The organism is Halomonas aestuarii (assembly GCF_001886615.1).
GTDB lineage: Bacteria > Pseudomonadota > Gammaproteobacteria > Pseudomonadales > Halomonadaceae > Halomonas > Halomonas aestuarii.
Window position 1 is genome coordinate 1,886,482 of the sequence record NZ_CP018139.1, and the last position, 19,116, is coordinate 1,905,597.

Sequence of the window (19,116 nt, forward strand, 5' to 3'; positions counted from 1 at the left end):
GCATGAGTAAAGAGATTCTGGCGGTCGTCGACACGATCTCCAACGAGAAGGGGGTCTCCCGCAAGGTGATCTTCGAGGCCGTCGAGGCGGCCCTGGCCAGTGCATCGCGCAAGCGCTTCGAGGATGAGGAAGCCAGCGTGCGCGTGCACATCGATCGCGATACCGGGGATTACGAGACCTTTCGCCGCTGGGAGGTGGTCGAGGACGACGACTTCGACGGGCCCGACGCCCAGATCAAGCTCTCCTTCGCCGAGCGTCGTGATCCGCCCCTGGGGCTGGGTGACGTGGTCGAGGAGCGTATCGAGAACGCCGCCTTCGGCCGCATCGCCGCCCAGACCGCCAAGCAGGTCATCGTGCAGAAGGTGCGCGAGGCCGAGCGGGCCGAGGTGGTGCGCCAGTATGCCGAGCGTGAGGGCGAGCTGGTCGCCGGCATCGTCAAGAAGACCACCCGCGACGGCCTGATCATCGACCTCGGCGAGAACGCCGAGGCCTTCCTGCCGCGCAGCGAGATGATCCCGGGCGAGCGCTACCGCATGAACGAGCGGGTGCGCGCCTTGCTGGTCAAGGTCGATGCCGAGGCGCGCGGCGCCCAGCTGATCCTCTCGCGCACCTGCCCGGAGCTGATCATCGAGCTGTTCAGCATCGAGGTCCCGGAGATCTCCGAGCAGCTCATCGAGATCAAGGGTGCGGCGCGTGACCCCGGCTCCCGGGCCAAGATCGCGGTCAAGACCAACGACCGTCGCATCGACCCCGTGGGGGCCTGCGTCGGCATGCGCGGTTCGCGCGTGCAGGCCGTCTCCTCGGAGTTGCAGAACGAGCGCGTGGACATCGTGCTCTGGGACGACAACCCGGCCCAGCTGGTGATCAACGCCATGGCGCCGGCCGATGTCGCCTCGATCCTCGTCGACGAGGAGTCCCATGCCATGGACGTGGCCGTCGCCGAGGACAACCTGGCCCAGGCCATCGGCCGCAGCGGCCAGAACGTGCGTCTGGCGTCCGAGCTCACCGGGTGGCGTCTCAACGTCATGACCGAGGACGAGGCCGAGGCCAAGCGCGATCAGGAGATCGACAGCCTCGTCGAGCACTTCATCCAGCACCTGGACATCGACGAGGACGTGGCGCGCCTGCTGGTGGAAGAAGGCTTCACCTCCCTGGAGGAGGTCGCCTACGTGCCGGTCGAGGAGATGCTCGAGATCGAGGAGTTCGACGAGGAGACCATCGAGGAGCTGCGCGCTCGGGCCAAGGACGAACTGCTGAACCTCGCCATCGCCTCCGAGGAGGAACTCGACGGCGCCCAGCCGGCCGATGACCTGCTGGAGATGGACGGGATGGAGCGCCACCTGGCCTTCATCCTGGCCAGTCGGGGCATTGTCACCATGGAGGACCTGGCCGAGCAGTCCGTCGATGATCTGATAGACATCGAGGGTATCGACGAGGAGCGCGCCGCGGCACTGATCATGACTGCCCGTGCGCCATGGTTCGAGAACGAACAGTAAACAGGTCACGGGCTGAGGAGGGTCGTAATGTCAGAAATGACCGTTAAGGATTTTGCAGCGAAGGTGGGGCGCGACGTGCCTCGCCTGCTGGAACAGATGAAGGAAGCAGGGCTCGGCCAGAAGGCCGAGAACGACGCCGTGTCCGAGGAGGACAAGCGTCAGCTGCTCGACTATCTGACCAAGAGCCACGGCGGCAGCGGCGGCGCCGGGGCGAAGAATCGCATCACCCTGACGCGCAAGACGCGTAGCCGTATCAAGACCGGCGAGCGCGGCAAGAGCATCGAGGTGCAGGTGCGCAAGAAGCGCACCTACGTCAAGCGCGCCGAGGAAGAGACGGCCAAGAGCGAGCCCGAGGCCGATGCCGGTCCGCGCCAGCTGGTCGGCGACATGGCCGACTCCCAGCAGGCGCAGGCTGACAAGGACGCCCGCGAGGCCGAGGAAGCCAAGGCGCGTGCCGCCGAGGAGTCCGCTCGCGAGGCCGCCGCCAAGCTTGAGGCCGAGAAGGCCGTCAGCGAGCCAGAGATTCCGGTGCCGGAGCTGGAGACCCAGCCCGCCCCGGAGGAGCCCCCGGCCCCGCCGAAGGAAGGACGTCCCGAGCCGCGTCGTGCCGCGGTCAAGAAGGCCAGTGGCAAGGGCGGCAAGAAGGGCCGTGACGATCGCGACGACGATCGCGGCGACCGCGAGGAGCGTCGCCGGGGCGGCAAGAAGGTCAAGCGCGCCGAGCGCCGTGGCGGTCGCCGCGGTGGCGGCGCCCAGGGCGGCGGCAAGCATGGCTTCCAGAAGCCGACCCAGCCGATCGTCCGCGAGGTCTCCATCCCTGAGTCGATCAGCGTCGCCGACCTGGCCGACAAGATGTCGATCAAGGCGAACGAGGTCATCAAGGCCATGTTCACCATGGGCGCGGCGGTGACCATCAACCAGACCATCGACCAGGACACCGCGGCCATCGTGGTCGAGGAGATGGGCCACAAGCCCAAGCTGGTCAAGGATGATGCGCTGGAGACCGAGGTCCTCGAGGGCATCTCCTATGAGGGCGAGGAGATCACCCGCTCGCCGGTCGTCACGGTGATGGGTCACGTCGACCACGGCAAGACCTCGCTGCTCGACTATATCCGCAAGGCCAAGGTGGCCACCGGCGAGGCCGGCGGCATCACCCAGCACATCGGTGCCTACCACGTCGAGGACGACCACGGTGGCGTGACCTTCCTGGATACCCCGGGCCACGCGGCGTTCACCGCCATGCGTGCCCGTGGCGCCAAGGCCACCGACGTGGTCGTGCTGGTGGTGGCCGCCGATGACGGCGTCATGCCCCAGACCATCGAGGCCATCGAGCACTCGAAGGCGGCCGAGGTCCCGATGGTGGTCGCGGTCAACAAGATCGACAAGCCGGGCGCGGATCCGGACCGGGTCAAGAACGAGCTGTCCCAGCATGGCGTCATCTCCGAGGAGTGGGGCGGCGACACCCAGTTCGTGCACGTCTCCGCCCACACCGGGGAGGGCATCGAGGAGCTGCTGGAGTCGATCCAGCTGGTCTCCGAGGTGCTCGAGCTCAAGGCCGTCCCCGAGGCGCCCGGCAAGGGCGTGGTGGTCGAGTCTCGCCTGGACAAGGGCCGTGGCCCCGTGGCCACCGTGCTGGTCCAGAACGGCACCCTGAAGAAGGGCGACATTGTGCTCGCCGGCCTGCACTACGGCCGCGTGCGTGCGCTGACCAACGAGCTGGGCAAGCAGGTCGACGAGGCCGGCCCGTCCACGCCGGTGGAGATCCAGGGCCTGGATGGCACCCCCGAGGCGGGTGACGACTTCATGGTGCTGGCCGACGAGAAGAAGGCCCGCGAGGTTGCCAACTTCCGTCAGGGCAAGTACCGCGAGGTGCGCCTGGCGCGCCAGCAGAAGGCCAAGCTGGAGAACATGTTCAGCCAGATGGGCCAGGACGTCGCCGCCAAGCTCAATATCGTGCTCAAGGCCGACGTCCAGGGCTCCCTGGAGGCGATCAAGGGCGCCCTGGAAGAGCTCTCCACGGACGAGGTCGAGGTGGCCGTGGTCTCCTCCGGCGTCGGCGGGATCACCGGCACCGACGCCAACCTGGCGCTGGCCAGTGACGCCATCGTGGTCGGCTTCAACGTGCGTGCCGACGCCGCCGCCCGCGAGATCATCGAGCGTGAAGGGCTGGACCTGCGCTACTACAGCGTCATCTACCAGCTGGTCGACGAGGTCAAGCAGGCCATGAGCGGCATGCTGGCACCGGAGTGGAAGGAAGAGATCGTCGGCGTGGCCGAGGTCCGTGACGTCTTCCGCGCGCCGAAGATCGGCGCCGTGGCCGGCTGCATGGTGGTCGAGGGCACCGTCCATCGCAACAAGAAGATCCGCGTGCTGCGTGACAACGTGGTGATCTACGAGGGCGAGCTCGAGTCCCTGCGCCGCTACAAGGACGATGTCCAGGAAGTGCGCAACGGCATGGAGTGCGGCATCGGCGTGAAGAACTACAACGATGTCCAGGTCGGCGACAAGATCGAGGTCTTCGACCAGGTCAAGGTCGAGCGGACCCTCTAAGGCCCCCAGGAGTCGACCATGCGGGAATTCAAGCGTACCGACCGGGTCGCCGACCAGCTCCAGAAGGAGCTGGCGGTGCTCATCCAGCGCGAGGTCAAGGACCCGCGCCTGGGCATGGTCACCGTCAGCGGCGTCGAGGTCAGTCGTGACCTCGGCTACGCCGATGTCCATGTGACCCTGCTGGGCGAGCAGGAGCCCGAGCGCATCAAGGAGAACCTGGCGGTGCTCAAGCGGGCCGCCGGTTTCCTGCGCAGCCAGATCGCCCGGCGGATCAAGCTGCGCCATGTCCCGGAGCTGCGCTTCCACTACGACGAGAGCGTGGTCCGTGGGCAGCGCCTGTCGTCGCTGATCGACGAGGCCGTCGCCAGCGACCGCGACCTGAATGACGAGGCGGCGGATGACGACGCCTCCGACGGCGGGAGCGAGCGGGACTGATGGCACGGCGACGTCGCGGACTGCCGGTGAACGGCGTGCTGCTGCTGGACAAGCCCGCGGGGGCGTCCAGCAACCATGCCCTGCAGCGGGTGCGGCGCCTGTTCCAGGCCCAGAAGGCCGGCCATACCGGGACGCTCGACCCCATGGCCACCGGGCTGCTGCCGGTCTGCTTCGGCGAGGCGACCAAGTTCTCCGCCCACCTGCTGGAGGCCGACAAGGTCTACCGCACCCGGGTGGAGCTCGGCGCGGTCACCGATACCGGCGATGCCGAAGGCTCGGTGGTCGAGCGCCATGCGGTGCCCCGGCTCACCGAGGCCGACATCGCGGGCGTGCTGACGCGCTTTCGCGGCGAGATCGACCAGGTGCCGCCGATGTACTCGGCCCTCAAGCACCAGGGGCGCAAGCTCTACGAACTCGCCCGGGAGGGCAAGTCGATCGAGCGTGCAGCCCGTCGCGTGACGGTGTATGATGCTCGGCTTCTCGCCTGCCGGGACGAGGCCTTCGAGCTGGAGGTCCGCGTCAGCAAGGGCACCTACATCCGCACCCTGGCCGAGGACATCGGCCGCGCTCTGGGATGCGGGGCCCACATCAGCGCGCTGCGACGGCTGGCGACGGGGCCCTTCGAGGCCGCCGGCATGCGCGACCTCGAGTCGCTCGAGGCCCTGCATGACCAGGGCGCGCGCGAGGCCACGCTGCTGCCCGTAGACGTGCTGGTCGATCACCTGCCGCGGCTGGACGTCGATGCCGTGGCGGCTGGGCGCCTGACCCACGGCCAGGCGGCACGGGTCGACCCCCTCGGGCTGCCCGAGGGCGAGACGGCAAGACTCTATCGTGACGAGGCCTTTCTGGGTCTCGGCACGGTGACGGGGCCACAGGAGGTGGCGCCGAAGCGGCTGCTGAGCACGGCGGCCGGTTGAAGGAGAGAAGCCCGAGACTGCAAATATGCGTGGTCTCACACATTCATACCCCAGGCATATTGCTTACTGGAGAGACAGATGGCACTGACCGCTGAACAGAAGGCCGGCATCGTCAACGAATACGGCCGTGGCGACAACGACACCGGTTCCCCCGAGGTTCAGGTGGCCCTGCTGAGCGCCAACATCGATGGCCTGCAGGATCACTTCAAGACCAACAAGCAGGATCACCACTCCCGTCGTGGCCTGATCCGCATGGTCAACCAGCGCCGCAAGCTGCTGGACTACCTGAAGCGCAAGGACTTCGAGCGCTATCAGTCGCTGATCCAGCGCCTGGGCCTGCGCCGCTAAGCGACGCATCCCACGCGGTAGCGAAACGGGCAGCCTACGGGCTGCCCGTTTCTTTTTGTGGCACCGGGGGCCGGGGGTGACGAGGCCGCGTTCGGGGAGATATCGGCCGCGCCTGCTCGATGGTCCGACACTCGCCGGCTCCGCCCGGGGAATAGTGCGGCGGAAATGTCGCAGACCGGTGGTCGCGGCGGGCGTCAACCCCTAAAATGGTCGCCGAGTCAAAACGACCCAAACACAGAAAAGTAACGTTGAAGGAAGTCGCCGTGAATCCGGTCAAGAAGACATTTCAGTACGGTCGCAGCACCGTCACCCTGGAAACCGGGCGCATCGCCCGCCAGGCCACCGGTGCCGTGATGGTCACCATGGACGACACCGTGGTGCTGTGCACCGTGGTGGCCAGGAAGGAAGCCAACCCCGCACAGCCCTTCTTCCCGCTCTCCGTCCATTACCAGGAGAAGACCTACGCGGTCGGCAAGATTCCCGGCGGCTTTTTCAAGCGCGAGGGGCGTCCCACCGAAAAGGAGACTCTCACCTCGCGGCTGATCGACCGCCCGATCCGCCCGCTCTTCCCCAAGGGCTTCATGAACGAGGTGCAGGTGGTCTGCTCGGTGCTCTCCACCGACCGCAACCATGATCCGGACATCGCGGCCATGCTCGGCACCTCCGCCGCCCTGGCGATCTCCGGCGTGCCCTTCAACGGCCCGATCGGCGCCGCGCGCGTGGGCTTCACCGAGGAGAACGGCTACTTCCTCAACCCCACCGTGGAGGAGCTGGGCGACTCCGAGCTCAACATGGTGGTCGCCGGGACCGAGAAGGCGGTCCTGATGGTCGAGTCCGAGGCCAAGGAGCTGCTCGAGGACGAGATGCTGGGGGGCGTGCTCTACGCCCACCAGGAGATGCAGGTGGCCATCCAGGCCATCAACGAGCTCACCGCCGAGGCCGGCAAGCCGAAGTGGGACTGGCAGCTGCCTGCCGAGAACGCTGCCCTCAAGGGCGCCATGGCCGAGGGCTTCGAGGCGAAGGTCGGCGAGGCCTATCGCATCACCGACAAGATGGCCCGCCAGGACGCCCTGTCCGCCCTCAAGGACCAGGCGGTCGAGCAGCTCGCCGGCGAGGAAGAGGGCAAGTTCGACGCCGATGACGTCAAGGGCGCCTTTGCCGGCCTCGAGAAGCGCGTGGTGCGTTCGCGGGTGGTCAAGGGCGAGCCGCGCATCGACGGCCGCGACCACAAGACCGTGCGTCCGCTCTCCATCGAGGTCGGCACCCTGCCCAAGACCCATGGCTCGGCGATCTTCACCCGGGGCGAGACCCAGGCCATCGTGGTGGCGACCCTGGGCACCCTGCGCGACTCCCAGCTGATCGAGTCGCTGGAGGGCGAGCGCAAGGACCGCTTCCTGCTGCACTACAACTTCCCGCCCTACAGCGTGGGAGAGGCCGGCTTCATGGGCGGACCCAAGCGTCGCGAGATCGGCCACGGCCGCCTGGCGCGCCGCGGCGTGCAGGCCATGCTGCCCGACGATGCGGACTTCCCCTACACCATCCGCGTGGTGTCCGAGATCACCGAGTCCAACGGCTCGAGCTCCATGGCATCCGTGTGCGGCTCGTCCTTGGCGCTGATGGATGCCGGCGTGCCGATGAAGGCGCCGGTGGCCGGCATCGCCATGGGCCTGGTCAAGGACGATGACGGCTTCGCCGTGCTCACCGACATCCTCGGTGATGAGGATCACCTCGGCGACATGGACTTCAAGGTGGCCGGCAGCGCCGAGGGCGTCACCGCCCTGCAGATGGACATCAAGATCGAGGGCATCAACGAAGAGATCATGGAGATCGCCCTGCAGCAGGCCTACGACGCCCGCCAGCAGATCCTCGAGCAGATGAACGCCGTGATCGCCCAGAGCCGCACCGAGGTCTCCGAGAACGCGCCCTCCATGGCGACCATCAAGATCGACCCGGAGAAGATCCGCGACGTCATCGGCAAGGGCGGCGCCACCATCCGCAAGATCTGCGAGGATACCGGCGCCTCCATCGACCTGGACGACGACGGCACCGTGCGCATCTACGCCGAGGACAAGTCGGCGGCCAAGGCGGCCATCGACACCGTGCTCGCGATCACCGCCGAGCCCGAGATCGGCAAGCTCTATCGCGGCAAGGTGGTGCGCATCGCCGACTTCGGCGCCTTCGTCAACATCATGCCGGGTACCGACGGCCTGGTGCACATCTCCCAGATCGTGCCGGAGCGGGTCAACGACGTGCGGGACTTCCTCAACGAGGGGGACGAGCCCATCGTCAAGGTGCTCGACATCGACAACCGCAACCGGGTGAAGCTCACCATCAAGGAGATTACCCCGGAAGAGAAGGCCGCCTTCGAGGCCGAGGAGGCCGCCGAGCCAGCGCTGTAAGTGACCGTCTTCGGCGGGCCGCAAGCGCCAAGGAGCAAGGCGTAAGGAAAACCGCCGCCAGGGTCATGCCCTGGCGGCGGTTTTCTATTGGCAGAAAAGAAGATGCCCCGGACATAATGTCCGGGGCATGCGGTCCTGCTGGTTGTCTGGCGTGCGTGTTCGACTAGCGCTCGATGGCCAGGGCCACGCCCTGTCCGCCGCCGATGCACAGGGTCGCCAGGCCCTTCTTGGCATCGCGGGCGATCATCTCGTGCACCAGGGTCACCAGGATGCGGCAGCCGGAGGCGCCGATGGGGTGGCCGATGGCGATGGCGCCGCCGTTGACGTTGACCTTTCTGACATCCCAGCCCAGCTCCTTGTTGACCGAGAGCGCCTGGGCGGCGAAGGCCTCGTTGGCCTCGACCAGGTCGAGGTCGTCCAGGCTCCAGCCGGCCTTCTCGAGGCAGCGGCGGGTGGCCGGGGCCGGGCCGATGCCCATGATGGACGGGTCGACGCCGGCATTGGAGTAGGCGGCGATGCGCGCCAGCGGCTCGAGGCCCAGGGCCTTGGCCTTCTCGGCGGAGCAGAGCATCACCACGGCGGCGCCATCGTTGATGGAGGAGGCGTTGCCGGCGGTGACGGTGCCGTCCTTCTTGAAGGCCGGGCGCATGCCGGCGAGCTTCTCGGCGGTCACGTCACGCGGGCCCTCGTCGGTGTCGAAGACCACCGGGTCGCCCTTGCGCTGGGGGATCTCCACCGGGACGATCTGGCCCTTGAACTTGCCCTCGCGGATGGCCGCGGCGGCCTTCTGCTGGGAGGCGGCGGCGAACTCGTCCATCGCCTCGCGGGTGATGCCGTACTTCTCGGCCAAGTTCTCGGCCGTGATGCCCATGTGGTAGTTGTTGAAGGCGTCCCACAGGCCGTCGTGGACCATGGTGTCGACGGCCTTCCAGTCACCCATGCGCTGGCCGGTGCGCGAGTTGGGCAGCACGTGCGGCGAGGCCGACATGTTCTCCTGGCCGCCGGCGATGATCAGCTCGGCGTCGCCGCAGCGGATCGCCTGGGTCGCCAGGTGCAGGGCCTTGAGGCCGGAGCCGCAGACCTTGTTGATGGTCATGGCGGGAACCGCGTCCGGCAGGCCGGCCTTGATGGACGCCTGGCGGGCGGGGTTCTGGCCGACCCCCGCGGTCAGCACCTGGCCGAGCAGGACCTCGTCCACCTGGTCGCCGGCGACGCCGGTGGAGGACATGATGTCCTTGATGACATGGGCTCCGAGGTCACTGGCGGGAATGCCGGCCAGGGAGCCGCCGAAGGAGCCGACGGCGGTACGGCGTGCGGCAACGATCACCACGTCTTGCATGCGGGATACTCCTGAAGAATAGGTAGCGGACTGGCGGCCGTGTCTGGAGGACACCCTGCACGCGATGACGTCTCAGACAGAGCCGGGTCCTCCAGCATAGGGGAGTATTGTGCGTCGCGGCAATGCTTCCATGGCCGTAGGCGGGAGGGAAGCGGCACGGGCACCCCGAGACGGGGTGCCGGGGGAGGGCTCAGGCCAGCTGGACGGGGATGGCGTTGCTGGTGTGGCTGACGACATTGCCTTCCTGGAGGTAGACCAGGGCCGGCTGGTGGCGGTCGAGCTCCGCCTCGCTGTAGTGGGCGTAGCTGCAGATGATCACCCGCTGCCCCTCGGTGGCGAGGTGGGCGGCCGCGCCGTTCACCGAGATGATCCGTGAGCCTTCCTCGGCGCGGATGGCGTAGGTGGTGAAGCGCTGGCCGTTCTCGACGTTGTAGATCTGGATCTGCTCGTTCTCGCGGATCCCGGACATGTCCAGCAGCTCACCGTCGATGGCGCAGGAGCCTTCGTAGTTGAGGACGGCATGGGTGACGCGGGCCATGTGCAGCTTGGCCTTGAGCATGATGGTCTGCATGGGACGAGGGTTCCTCTGTTCTCGATGCCGCGCACTCAGCGCGGCAGGGTCAGGCTCAGGTTGTCGATCAGTCGGGTGGTGCCCAGGCGGGCCGCAGCGAGCAGCACGGCCTGCCGGGTGGTCGTCGTGACCGGGCTCAGGTCGGCGGCGCGCAGCTCCAGGTAGTCCGGGGCGAAGCCGGCCTTTTCCAGCCGGGCGAGGCCGTCGGCCAGGGCGGCGTCGGGCTCGGCGCCATCCTCCAGGGCCTCGCGCAGCGCACACAGGGTGGCGTAGAGCGCCGGTGCGATGGCGCGCTGGGACGCATCCAGGTAGCCGTTGCGCGAGGAGAGCGCCAGGCCGTCCTCGGCGCGCACGATGGGCACGCCCGCGATCTCCACCGGCAGGTGCAGGTCGGCCACCAGGCGGCGAATCACCGCCAGCTGCTGGTAGTCCTTCTCGCCGAAGCAGGCCACGTCGGGCTGCACCAGGTGGAAGAGCATGGTGACGACGGTGGCGACACCGTCGAAGTGACCGGGCCGGTCGCCGCCACACAGCCCCTCGCTGACCTCGGGCACGTAGACGCGGGTCTGGGCCTCGAGGCCGCGGGGGTAGATGGTGGCGGAGTCCGGGGCGAACAGCAGCTGGCAGCCGGCCGCCTCGAGCTTGTGCTGGTCCTCCGCGAGGGTGCGCGGATAGGCGTCGAGGTCCTCGCCGGGCCCGAACTGCATCGGGTTGACGAAGATCGTCGCCACCACCAGGTCTCCCCGCCGCCGGGCTTCCGCCACCAGGGCCAGGTGGCCCTCATGGAGGTTGCCCATGGTCGGAACCAGGGCAATGCGCAGGCCGCGGCGACGGGCGTCGTCCAGGGTCTCGCGCAGGGGCGCAATCTCGTGCAGGGTGCGCATCGTGACGGCTCCTAGAAACAGTGCGCTTCGGCGGGGAAGCGGCGGGCCTTGACGTCCTCGTGGTAGTGGCGGAAGGCGCCATGGATGTCATCGGCCTCGGCCATGAAGTTCTTTACGAAGCGTGGCGTGCGGCCATGGGTCACGCCCAGCACGTCGTGCATCACGAGGATCTGGCCGTCGGTGTCGGGACCGGCGCCGATGCCGATCACCGGCACCTCCAGTGCCTCGCTCACCGCCCGGCCCAGGCTCGCCGGCACGCACTCGAGCAGGATCACCGAGGCACCGGCCTCGACCAGGGTGCGGGCATCCTCGAGGATCTGCGTCGCCTTCTCGGCCTCGCGGCCCTGGACCTTGTAGCCGCCCAGCTGGTAGACCGACTGCGGGGTCAGCCCGAGGTGGGCGCAGACCGGGACGCCCCGGCGGGTCAGTTCGCGGATGCCGTCCGCCATCCAGGCCTCGCCCTCGACCTTGATCAGCTCGGCGCCGGCCCGCATCAGGGCTCCGGCGTCCTGCAGCAGGCGCTCGGTGCTGGAGTTGCTCATGAAGGGCAGGTCGACCATCAGCAGGCTATTGACCTTGCCGCGGGCCACGCAGCGGGTGTGGTAGCAGATTTCGTCGAGGGTCACCGGCAGGGTGCTGGCGTGTCCCTGCAGGACCATGCCCAGGGAGTCGCCCACCAGCAGCACCTCGATGCCCGACTCGCCGGCGGCCCGCGCGAAGGAGGCATCGTAGGCGGTCAGGCAGCTGAAGGGCTCACCGGCGCGCTTGAAGGCCTGCAGCGAGCTCAGGGTGACGGTTTTCATGGCATGCTCTCATCATCTGGTCATGGGAGGCCGTCGATGGGCCGTCCTCTGTGTAACCCGCGATTGTTACCCGAAACACTCGGGGTGTCGATAGGTAACAGTATGGGGCGCTCCTCAGCCTGGCGGTAACACCGGCGCCAGGCCGTCGGTCTCGATGTCGGCCGCGAGCCGGGCCAGCGGCCGACCGTCGAGCGTCATGCCCGGGGCCAGCTCGGCCAGCGGCACCAGCACGAAGGCGCGTCGGGCCATCTCCGGATGGGGAAGGGTCAGTCGCGGCAGCGCGAGCCGGCAGTCGTCGAACAGCAGCAGGTCCAGGTCCAGGGTCCGCGGGCCCCAGCGCCGGCCGCGGATTCGCCCGTGGTGCTGCTCGAGGGCCTGAAGCTGGTCGAGCAGGGCGAGCGGCGAGAGCCGCGTCTCCAGCTGCGCCACGGCATTGATGTAGTCGGGCTGGTCGGCGGGCCCCACCGGGCGGCTGGCATAGAGCCGCGAGGCCGCGACGCGGCGCGTCAGGGGCAGCCGGTCGAGCTCCTCGAGGGCGCGCTCGACATGCTCGCGCGGTCCCTCCAGGTTGCTGCCCAGGCCGACCCAGGCATGATGCCCCGGCGCGCTCATGCGTCGCTCGCGGGGCCCCGTGGCTTGCGGCGGCGCCGGCGGCGCTTGCGCGGCTGCCCGCTGCCGGCCGGGTCGGCGCCGACCTTGCCCAGCAGGCGACGCTGCTCGTGTTCGTCGGCCTGCTGGAAGGCGGTCCACCAGTCGCCCAGGCCCGGTGCGATCTCGCCGGCCCCTTCGCGCAGCAGCAGGAAGTCATAGGCGGCCCGGAACCTGGGGTGCTCGCGGGTCTGGAAGACCCGCTTGCCGCGGCGCAGCGGCAGCCGCTGCTGCAGGTCCCAGATGTCGCGCATCGGCAGGCTGAAGCGCTTGGGAATCGAGATGTGCTGGAGCTGGCGCGAGACCACCTGCTGGGAGGCCGCCTGCAGGGCGGGGATGGGCGGCATGCCCTCGGCCTCCAGGATCGCCTGGCGCTGCTGGACGGGCGCCCACAGCAGGGAGGCGAACAGGAAGGCCGGCGTCACCGGACGCTCCTCGCGGATGCGGCGGTCGGTGCTCTCCAGGGCCAGTTCGACCAGGCGCTCGGCCCAGGGCAGCTCCTCCATGGCCTCGTCGGCCTCGGGGAAGAGCATCTCGAACAGGCCGTAATGGCGCAGCAGACGGAAGGTCTCGACACCCTGGCCGGCCATGAACAGCTTGAGCACCTCGTCGAACAGCCGGGCCGGCGGAATCTGCAGCAGCAGCGGCGCGGCATCGTGGATCGGCGCCTCGGTGGCCGGATGCAGGTGGAAGTCGAGCTTGGCGGCGAAGCGCACCGCCCGCAGCATCCTCACCGGATCCTCGCGATAGCGGGTCGCCGGGTCACCGATTAGCCGCAGGGTGCGGGCCTCGATGTCCTTCACGCCATCGGCGAAGTCGTGGATCGAGAAGTCGGCGATGTTGTAGTAGAGGGCGTTGACCGTGAAGTCGCGGCGCAGGGCGTCTTCCTCGATGTTGCCCCAGACATTGTCGCGCAGCAGCAGGCCCTCGTCAGACTGCTGGGAGATATGGTCGGCATGGTCATCGTTCGGCTTGCCACGGAAGGTGGTGACCTCGATCACCTCGCGGCCGAAGCGGACGTGCACGATGCGAAAGCGCCGGCCGATGATCCGCGAGTTGCGAAACAGCTCCCGGATCTGCTCGGGCGTCGCGTCGGTGGCGACATCGAAATCCTTGGGCATGTGGCCGAGCAGCGAGTCACGGATGCACCCTCCGACCAGGAAGGCCTGGAAACCGGCATTGTGCAGGCGGTAGAGCACCTTGAGGGCAGCATCACTGAAATGCTGACGCGAGACAGGGTGCTCGGGGCGGGGAATGATGCGGGGGCCGGTGCTGCCGGCCGGCGCATCCTGAGGGCCGAACAGCGACTTGATGCGCTGGCCCGGGCTCTGCAGAAAGCGGGTAAAACCTTTGATCATGCGGCGATATCGACTCGCGGGACGCGGAAAAGCGTTGAGTGTAGCCGACCACTGACACCTTGCAAAGCGCGGCACGGTGCTGGAGGGCGGCCTGGACGCAGAAAGGGGAGGCCGTTGGCCTCCCCTGAAAGCAGGATGCTGCATCCCTGCAGCTGATTCTTCTTCGTGATGGCGCATCGCCCTGAATACGCACCACAGTCACCAAGGAGTGTTCAGGCAAGCGGTGTTCTTATGGTTGTTGATGCTCCTGACGGCAACCGTCTCGTATTCAAAACAATAGTCCAACCACGACGGCATGGAAGTATGCCTCCTCCCGGATTGTTGGCGTTGTTGCCGGGAGTGCACCTCGACGGCTCTTGTCATTGTTGGGTGGCCGTGTGTGGGTGCGTCGCGTCCTGGGCTCCGGTGCTTCGAGTCGCTTGTTGTTATTGAGGCTCGAAGGCCTTGCGCGTGCCACTGCTGTTCTTGTTGTCGGCAGGCGCCGAAGTCGTAGCGGCCCGTGTGTCTTGTTGTTGTTGGCGGGTCGGGCCCTGTCACGCCTTGCTGCCTGGTTGTTGTTGTTGGCGGCGGGTGACAACCGGGTTTGTTTTTCTTGCCCTAGAGGTAGCAGGTGGCATGCCATCAACGATAAACAGCAATGAAAACAGCGGGATGTGGTTGGTATAGCTACTTCGTGCCCGGCAGGGCCCGGGGAGTGTTACCCATCTGGCCCCGCTGTGGGGCAGTGGTTGAGTGGGAAGGTAACAAATGGTGCAGGGCACGACGGACGCCGAGCAAAATGCGCCCGCGGCTTGAGCCGCGGGCGCTTGCACTATGGTCTTATGGCCAGGGGTCGTATTGTCAGAGCTCGTATGGCCAGGGAGATCATCCCGTGGTGCGACGCGGGCCCTTCTTGCGCGGGATGCCCAGGCGCTGGCGTCGCTCCCACAGGCACTTGCGGCTGATGCCGAGCTTCTGGGCGAGCTCCGTCTCGCTCATCTGGTCCTGATGCTCCAGCACGAAGTGCTGGAAGTAGTCCTCCAGCGAGAGGTCCTCCTCCTCGGTCGCCTCCGGCTCCACTGGCGCGGCGAGGCCCGAGCCCTCGGCGACGGGCTCGGGCAACGGCCGGGGCCCCGCGGCCAGGCCCAGGTCATCGGGGTGGATAAGGTGGCCCTCGGCGAGGATGACGCCGCGCTCCAGGGCGTTCTCCAGCTCGCGCACGTTGCCGGGCCAGGGGTAGTCGCGGATGGTGCGACGGGCCGCCCGGGAGAGCCGCAGCCCCTCGCGCTCGTGGCGTCGACAGGCCTTCTCCAGCAGCACGTCGGCAATCTGGAGGATGTCATCCTCGCGTTCCCGCAGGGGCGGCAGGTCGATCTGCATCACGTTGAGGCGATAGTAGAGGTCGAGGCGGAACTCGCCGGTCTTCGACAGGCCACGCAGGTCGCGGTGGGTCGCGGCGATCAGGCGCACATCCACGTGGCGCGTCTCCACGGACCCGATCTTGCGGATCTCGCCCTCCTGCAGGACCCGCAGCAGGCGGGCCTGGGCGTCGAGCGGCAGCTCGCCGATCTCGTCGAGGAAGAGGGTGCCGCCGTCGGCGGCTTCGACCAGGCCGGTGCGCGAGGCACTGGCCCCCGTGAAGGCGCCCTTCTCGTGGCCGAAGAGCTCGGACTCGATCAGCGTCTCGGGGATGGCCGCGCAGTTGACGCAGATCAGCGGGGCACTGGCGCGACGGCTCTGCTGGTGTAGGGCCCGGGCCACCAGCTCCTTGCCGGTGCCGGACTCGCCCTGCACCAGCACGGTGACATCGGCGGGCGCCGACTTGCGGATCCGCGTGTAGACCACCTGCATGGCGGGGCAGTTGCCGATCATGGTCTGGCGCGTGCCACCCGGCTCAGTGACGTCGGGGGGCTCGCCCTGCTGGGTGGCCTGCTGGTGCAGGACCCTGGCCACCGTCTCGAGCAGCTCGTCGTGATCGAAGGGCTTGGCCACGTAGTCCACCGCGCCGAGCTTCAGGGCCTCCACGGCCGAGCGCATGCTCGCGTAGCTGGTCATGATCAGCACCGGCACGGGCGCTGCCCGGGCGATCAGGTCGGTGCCGGGCTCGCCGGGCAGGCGCAGGTCGCTGATCACCAGGTCGAAGCCCTGGGGCTCAAGGGACAGGGCCTCGGCCACCGAGCCCGCCTCGCTGACCTGGTGATCGTGGCGTTCCAGCAGTCGCTTCAGGGCGCTGCGGATGATGGCTTCGTCTTCAACGATCAGGATCCGGCTCATCGGTGCGGGTACCATGCTCTGAGTTCAGGGGCAGCCACAGGTGGATGCGGGTGCCACGGGCCTGCCCCGGGGGCGGGGAGTCGATGTCGATCTGGCCGCCGTGCTCGGCAATGATGCTGTAGACCAGCGGCAGGCCGAGTCCCGTGCCCTCGCCGGGCGGCTTGGTGGTGGTGAAGGGCTCGAACAGGTGGTCGCGCACGTGCTCGGCGATGCCGTGGCCCTGGTCGGTGACGGTGACGTGCACCCATTCGCCCTGCCGTCCGGCGTCGATGACCACCTCGTCGCCGGGGCGGCTCGCGTCGCGGGCGTTGCCGAGCAGGTTCACCAGCACCTGCAGCAGTCGCTGGGCATCGCCAATGACCTCCAGGTCGGCGGGGCAGCGGTTATGGTAGCGGATATCCTCCCCCGAGCGGGCCAGGTGGATCAAGTGCAGGGCCTCGTCGGTCACCTCGGCCAGCGAGACCGGGACGAAGGCCTGCCCCGCCACGTGGCGGCCGCCGTGAGCGAAGCCCACCAGCGACTCGACGATGCGTGAGATGCGGTCGGTGAGCTGCTGGATCTGGGTGGCGGTCTCCAGCACCTCCGGGTCGTCGGTGTCGTAGCGCAGGTTCTGCGCCAGCGAGGAGATGCCGGTGACGGGGTTGCCGATCTCATGGGCCACGCCGGCCGCCAGCTGGCCGATGGAGGCGAGCCTGGCGGCGTGGACCAGCTCGTCCTCCAGCCACTTCATCTCGCTGTGGTCCTCGATCAGGATCACGGTGCCCCCGCGCATCGCCTCGTCGGTCTCGAGCTCGGCCCTCTGCAGGCTCAGGTAGCGGGTGGCGCCGTCCAGGATCACCGGCTCCTTGTAGAGGTGGTCGTGGTGCCCGAGCAGCATTCGTCCCAGCAGGGCGTTCCAGGGGGGCGGCAGGCCGTCCCGGCGGGCGCCGACCACGCTGTCGCCGTCGATGCCGGTGAGCTCGGCGAGGGCGTCGTTCCACATCAGCAGCTCGTCGTCGACCCCGAAGGCGCACAGGCCCACCGGCAGCCGGGTGAGGATCCGTCGGTGGTAGCGGCGCAGGCCGTCGAGCTCGCGGGCCAGGCCGGTCAGCCGGGTGCGGTAGGCCTCCAGGCGGCTCTCGACGAAGTGGATGTCGTCGGTGGGCTCCAGGCTCCCGCGGCGATAGGGCAGGTGGCGGTCGACGATGTCCTGGGCCACGGAGGGGCCCATCAGCCCCGAGAGGTTGGCCTGGATGCGATCGCGCAGGCGCCGCAGGGCATAGGGGCGGCCATCCAGCGGCGAGAGGCCCAGGTCGGTCAGGGCCCGCTCGACCTCCCGGGTCGCGACCTCCTCGCCCAGGGCGCGGGCCAGGTGGAACTTGAACTCCTCGCCGTTGCCGGCGACCAAGGGCAGGCGCTTGGGGCGGATCACCGCGTCCACCGAGCAGGCCTCCGCGGCGGCCCGCTCCCCGGCGGAGGTCGGGGTGACCAGTGAGACCAGGATGAAGGTGAGGATGTTGGCCGCCAGCGAGACCAGGGTCACCACGTACCAGTCCGGCTGGCCGGCCAGCGCCTCCAGCCCCGGCGGCAGCAGCACCAGGGCCGGGAAGTCGGTCAGCAGGGGCACCCAGGTGCCGGCCAGCCACACCAGCACGCCCGCGAGGAGCCCGGTGACCATCCCCTTGCGGTTGGCGCCGGGCCAGTAGAGCAGCGCCAGCATGCCCGGCAGGCACTGGGCCATGCCGATGAACGCGGCCAGCCCCAGGGTGGTCAGGTCGTGGTTCACCCCCACCAGGCGATAGAAGAGCCAGCCGCCGAAGATCACCGCGCCGATCAGGGCTCGACGCAGCCAGCGCAGCCAGTGGTAGAGGTCCGGCTGGTCCACCGGGGGATGGGCGACCAGCACCAGGTGGTTGAGGATCATTCCCGACAGGGCCAGCGAGATGATGATCATGGTGCCGCTGGTGGCCGCCAGGCCGGCGATGAAGACCAAGCCCTGCAGCCACAGCGACTCCGAGAGGCCATAGGCCAGGTAGGCGCTGCCCAACCCTGCGGCGTCGATGCCCAGGCGCTGGGCGGCCCACAGGATCAGCGGCACCGGCAGCGCCATCAGCAGCAGGAACAGCGGCAGCGACCAGGCGGCCTGCAGCAGGGTGCGCCGCGAGAGGGTCTCGGCGAAGGTGATGTGGAACATGTGCGGCATCAGGAAGGCCGCGGCGAAGAACAGCAGCAGCAGGGTGCGCCACTGGGCCGGGTCGAGGTGATCGACGCCCGCCTGGGCCAGGCGACCGGGACCGTCGAGCCACGCCTGCAGGTCGGCCGGGCCGTTGAAGACCACGAACAGCGCGAAGGCGCCCAGCGCCAGCATGGCGACGAGCTTGACCAGCGATTCCAGGGCGATGGCCGCCAGCAGGGTGTCGTGGCGGGCATGGAGGCGTGTGTGGCGGGCGCCGAAGAGGATCGCGAACAGCGCGATCAGCCCGCAGAAGAGCAGCGCCAGCGGGGCCGGGGAGGCGGTGCCGGTCATCAGGAAGATGGTGTCGCCCAGGGTCTGCACCTGCAGGGCCAGCAGTGGCAGCACGGCGAGCAGGCTGACCAGGGTGACCAGGGTGCCGACCCACCGCGAGCGGAAGCGGAAGGCGAAGAGGTCGGCCAGCGAGGCGAGCTGGTAGGTCCGGGTCATGCGCTGGATCGGCACCAGCAGCACCGGGGCGAGCAGGAAGGCGCCGGCCACCCCCAGGTAGTAGGCCAGATAGCCGTAGCCGGCGACGCTGGCCAGTTCCAGGCTGCCGTAGATCGCCCAGGCGCTGGCGTAGGTGCCCAGTGCCAGGGTGTAGACCGCCGGATGGCGCGCGATGCGCGCGGAGATCCAGCCCCGCTCCACCGCCAGGGCGCAGAGGAAGAGCAGCAGCAGGTAGCCGCTGCCCAGGGCCAGGATGGCGCCGAGGCTAGCGTTCATCGAGCTTCCTCTTCTGCTCCAGCCACAGGGTCAGGGCGATCAGCACCCCCCAGATCACGAAGGGGCGGTACCAGGCGATATCGGGACTCGCCCAGCCGCTCATCAGCAGCGGCGAGAGCAGGTATCCGCCGAACACCAGGAAGAGCATGATGCGATAGACGTACACGACGGGCTCCT

At 68.3% G+C, this 19,116-nt stretch carries 15 protein-coding genes; 6 read left to right on the forward strand and 9 right to left on the reverse strand.

Annotated features, from left to right (window positions below):
- Positions 1-2 precede the first annotated feature (2 nt).
- The 6 genes from nusA to pnp all read left to right on the forward strand — a co-directional run bounded on the left by nusA (position 3) and on the right by pnp (position 8,145).
- A complete protein-coding gene (nusA, locus tag BOX17_RS08715; protein WP_071943658.1) occupies positions 3-1,496 on the forward strand; it encodes a transcription termination factor NusA in 1,494 nt (497 codons plus the stop codon).
- Positions 1,497-1,523: 27 nt separating this feature from the next.
- A complete protein-coding gene (gene infB, locus BOX17_RS08720) occupies positions 1,524-4,046 on the forward strand; it encodes a translation initiation factor IF-2 (RefSeq protein ID WP_071943660.1) in 2,523 nt (840 codons plus the stop codon).
- 18 nt (positions 4,047-4,064) lie between these two features.
- Complete coding sequence (gene rbfA / locus BOX17_RS08725; protein WP_071943662.1) at positions 4,065-4,481, forward strand: 30S ribosome-binding factor RbfA; 417 nt, start codon at positions 4,065-4,067, stop codon at positions 4,479-4,481.
- Positions 4,481-5,398: a tRNA pseudouridine(55) synthase TruB gene (truB, locus tag BOX17_RS08730; RefSeq protein ID WP_071943664.1), complete on the forward strand. Its 918-nt coding sequence runs from the start codon at positions 4,481-4,483 to the stop codon at positions 5,396-5,398. Before rbfA ends, truB begins: the two co-directional genes overlap by 1 nt.
- Before the next feature lie 78 nt (positions 5,399-5,476).
- Positions 5,477-5,746, forward strand: a complete 270-nt coding sequence (gene rpsO / locus BOX17_RS08735; RefSeq protein ID WP_071943666.1) for a 30S ribosomal protein S15 — start codon at positions 5,477-5,479, stop codon at positions 5,744-5,746.
- A 263-nt stretch (positions 5,747-6,009) separates the two neighbouring features.
- Positions 6,010-8,145, forward strand: a complete 2,136-nt coding sequence (gene pnp, locus BOX17_RS08740; RefSeq protein WP_208858055.1) for a polyribonucleotide nucleotidyltransferase — start codon at positions 6,010-6,012, stop codon at positions 8,143-8,145.
- 163 nt (positions 8,146-8,308) lie between these two features.
- On the opposite strand, the gene BOX17_RS08745 is transcribed toward pnp, so the two are convergent.
- The 9 genes from BOX17_RS08745 to BOX17_RS16965 all read right to left on the reverse strand — a co-directional run bounded on the left by BOX17_RS08745 (position 8,309) and on the right by BOX17_RS16965 (position 19,105).
- Complete coding sequence (locus BOX17_RS08745) at positions 8,309-9,484, reverse strand: acetyl-CoA C-acetyltransferase (protein WP_071943670.1); 1,176 nt, start codon at positions 9,482-9,484, stop codon at positions 8,309-8,311.
- Between the two features lie 190 nt (positions 9,485-9,674).
- On the reverse strand, positions 9,675-10,055 hold the full coding sequence (gene panD / locus BOX17_RS08750) for an aspartate 1-decarboxylase (RefSeq protein ID WP_071943672.1): 381 nt from the start codon (positions 10,053-10,055) through the stop codon (positions 9,675-9,677).
- Positions 10,056-10,090: 35 nt separating this feature from the next.
- Positions 10,091-10,939, reverse strand: a complete 849-nt coding sequence (gene panC, locus BOX17_RS08755) for a pantoate--beta-alanine ligase (RefSeq protein ID WP_071943674.1) — start codon at positions 10,937-10,939, stop codon at positions 10,091-10,093.
- 11 nt (positions 10,940-10,950) lie between these two features.
- The gene (gene panB / locus BOX17_RS08760) at positions 10,951-11,742 is read right to left on the reverse strand and encodes a 3-methyl-2-oxobutanoate hydroxymethyltransferase (protein WP_071943676.1); all 792 of its coding nucleotides are present in this window, start codon (positions 11,740-11,742) and stop codon (positions 10,951-10,953) included.
- Positions 11,743-11,856: 114 nt separating this feature from the next.
- Complete coding sequence (gene folK, locus BOX17_RS08765) at positions 11,857-12,354, reverse strand: 2-amino-4-hydroxy-6-hydroxymethyldihydropteridine diphosphokinase (RefSeq protein WP_071943678.1); 498 nt, start codon at positions 12,352-12,354, stop codon at positions 11,857-11,859.
- Positions 12,351-13,748 (reverse strand): polynucleotide adenylyltransferase PcnB, encoded by a 1,398-nt coding sequence (pcnB, locus tag BOX17_RS08770; RefSeq protein ID WP_071943679.1) that lies wholly within the window; start codon positions 13,746-13,748, stop codon positions 12,351-12,353. The genes folK and pcnB overlap by 4 nt, the downstream gene beginning before the upstream one ends.
- 864 nt (positions 13,749-14,612) lie before the next feature.
- A complete protein-coding gene (locus BOX17_RS08775; RefSeq protein ID WP_071943681.1) occupies positions 14,613-16,001 on the reverse strand; it encodes a sigma-54-dependent transcriptional regulator in 1,389 nt (462 codons plus the stop codon).
- On the reverse strand, positions 15,979-18,939 hold the full coding sequence (locus BOX17_RS08780; RefSeq protein ID WP_071943683.1) for an ATP-binding protein: 2,961 nt from the start codon (positions 18,937-18,939) through the stop codon (positions 15,979-15,981). Before BOX17_RS08780 ends, BOX17_RS08775 begins: the two co-directional genes overlap by 23 nt.
- Complete coding sequence (locus tag BOX17_RS16965) at positions 18,929-19,105, reverse strand: hypothetical protein (protein ID WP_164508631.1); 177 nt, start codon at positions 19,103-19,105, stop codon at positions 18,929-18,931. Before BOX17_RS16965 ends, BOX17_RS08780 begins: the two co-directional genes overlap by 11 nt.
- Between the last annotated feature and the right edge of the window lie 11 nt (positions 19,106-19,116).

Coding starts and splice junctions, on each gene's coding strand:
- nusA (WP_071943658.1), top strand. CDS start 3: ATGAGTAAAGAGATTCTGGCGGTCGTCGACACGATCTCCAACGAGAAG.
- infB (WP_071943660.1), top strand. CDS start 1,524: ATGTCAGAAATGACCGTTAAGGATTTTGCAGCGAAGGTGGGGCGCGAC.
- rbfA (WP_071943662.1), top strand. CDS start 4,065: ATGCGGGAATTCAAGCGTACCGACCGGGTCGCCGACCAGCTCCAGAAG.
- truB (WP_071943664.1), top strand. CDS start 4,481: ATGGCACGGCGACGTCGCGGACTGCCGGTGAACGGCGTGCTGCTGCTG.
- rpsO (WP_071943666.1), top strand. CDS start 5,477: ATGGCACTGACCGCTGAACAGAAGGCCGGCATCGTCAACGAATACGGC.
- BOX17_RS08745 (WP_071943670.1), bottom strand. CDS start 9,484: ATGCAAGACGTGGTGATCGTTGCCGCACGCCGTACCGCCGTCGGCTCC.
- panD (WP_071943672.1), bottom strand. CDS start 10,055: ATGCAGACCATCATGCTCAAGGCCAAGCTGCACATGGCCCGCGTCACC.
- panC (WP_071943674.1), bottom strand. CDS start 10,939: ATGCGCACCCTGCACGAGATTGCGCCCCTGCGCGAGACCCTGGACGAC.
- panB (WP_071943676.1), bottom strand. CDS start 11,742: ATGAAAACCGTCACCCTGAGCTCGCTGCAGGCCTTCAAGCGCGCCGGT.
- folK (WP_071943678.1), bottom strand. CDS start 12,354: ATGAGCGCGCCGGGGCATCATGCCTGGGTCGGCCTGGGCAGCAACCTG.
- pcnB (WP_071943679.1), bottom strand. CDS start 13,748: ATGATCAAAGGTTTTACCCGCTTTCTGCAGAGCCCGGGCCAGCGCATC.
- BOX17_RS08775 (WP_071943681.1), bottom strand. CDS start 16,001: ATGAGCCGGATCCTGATCGTTGAAGACGAAGCCATCATCCGCAGCGCC.
- BOX17_RS08780 (WP_071943683.1), bottom strand. CDS start 18,939: ATGAACGCTAGCCTCGGCGCCATCCTGGCCCTGGGCAGCGGCTACCTG.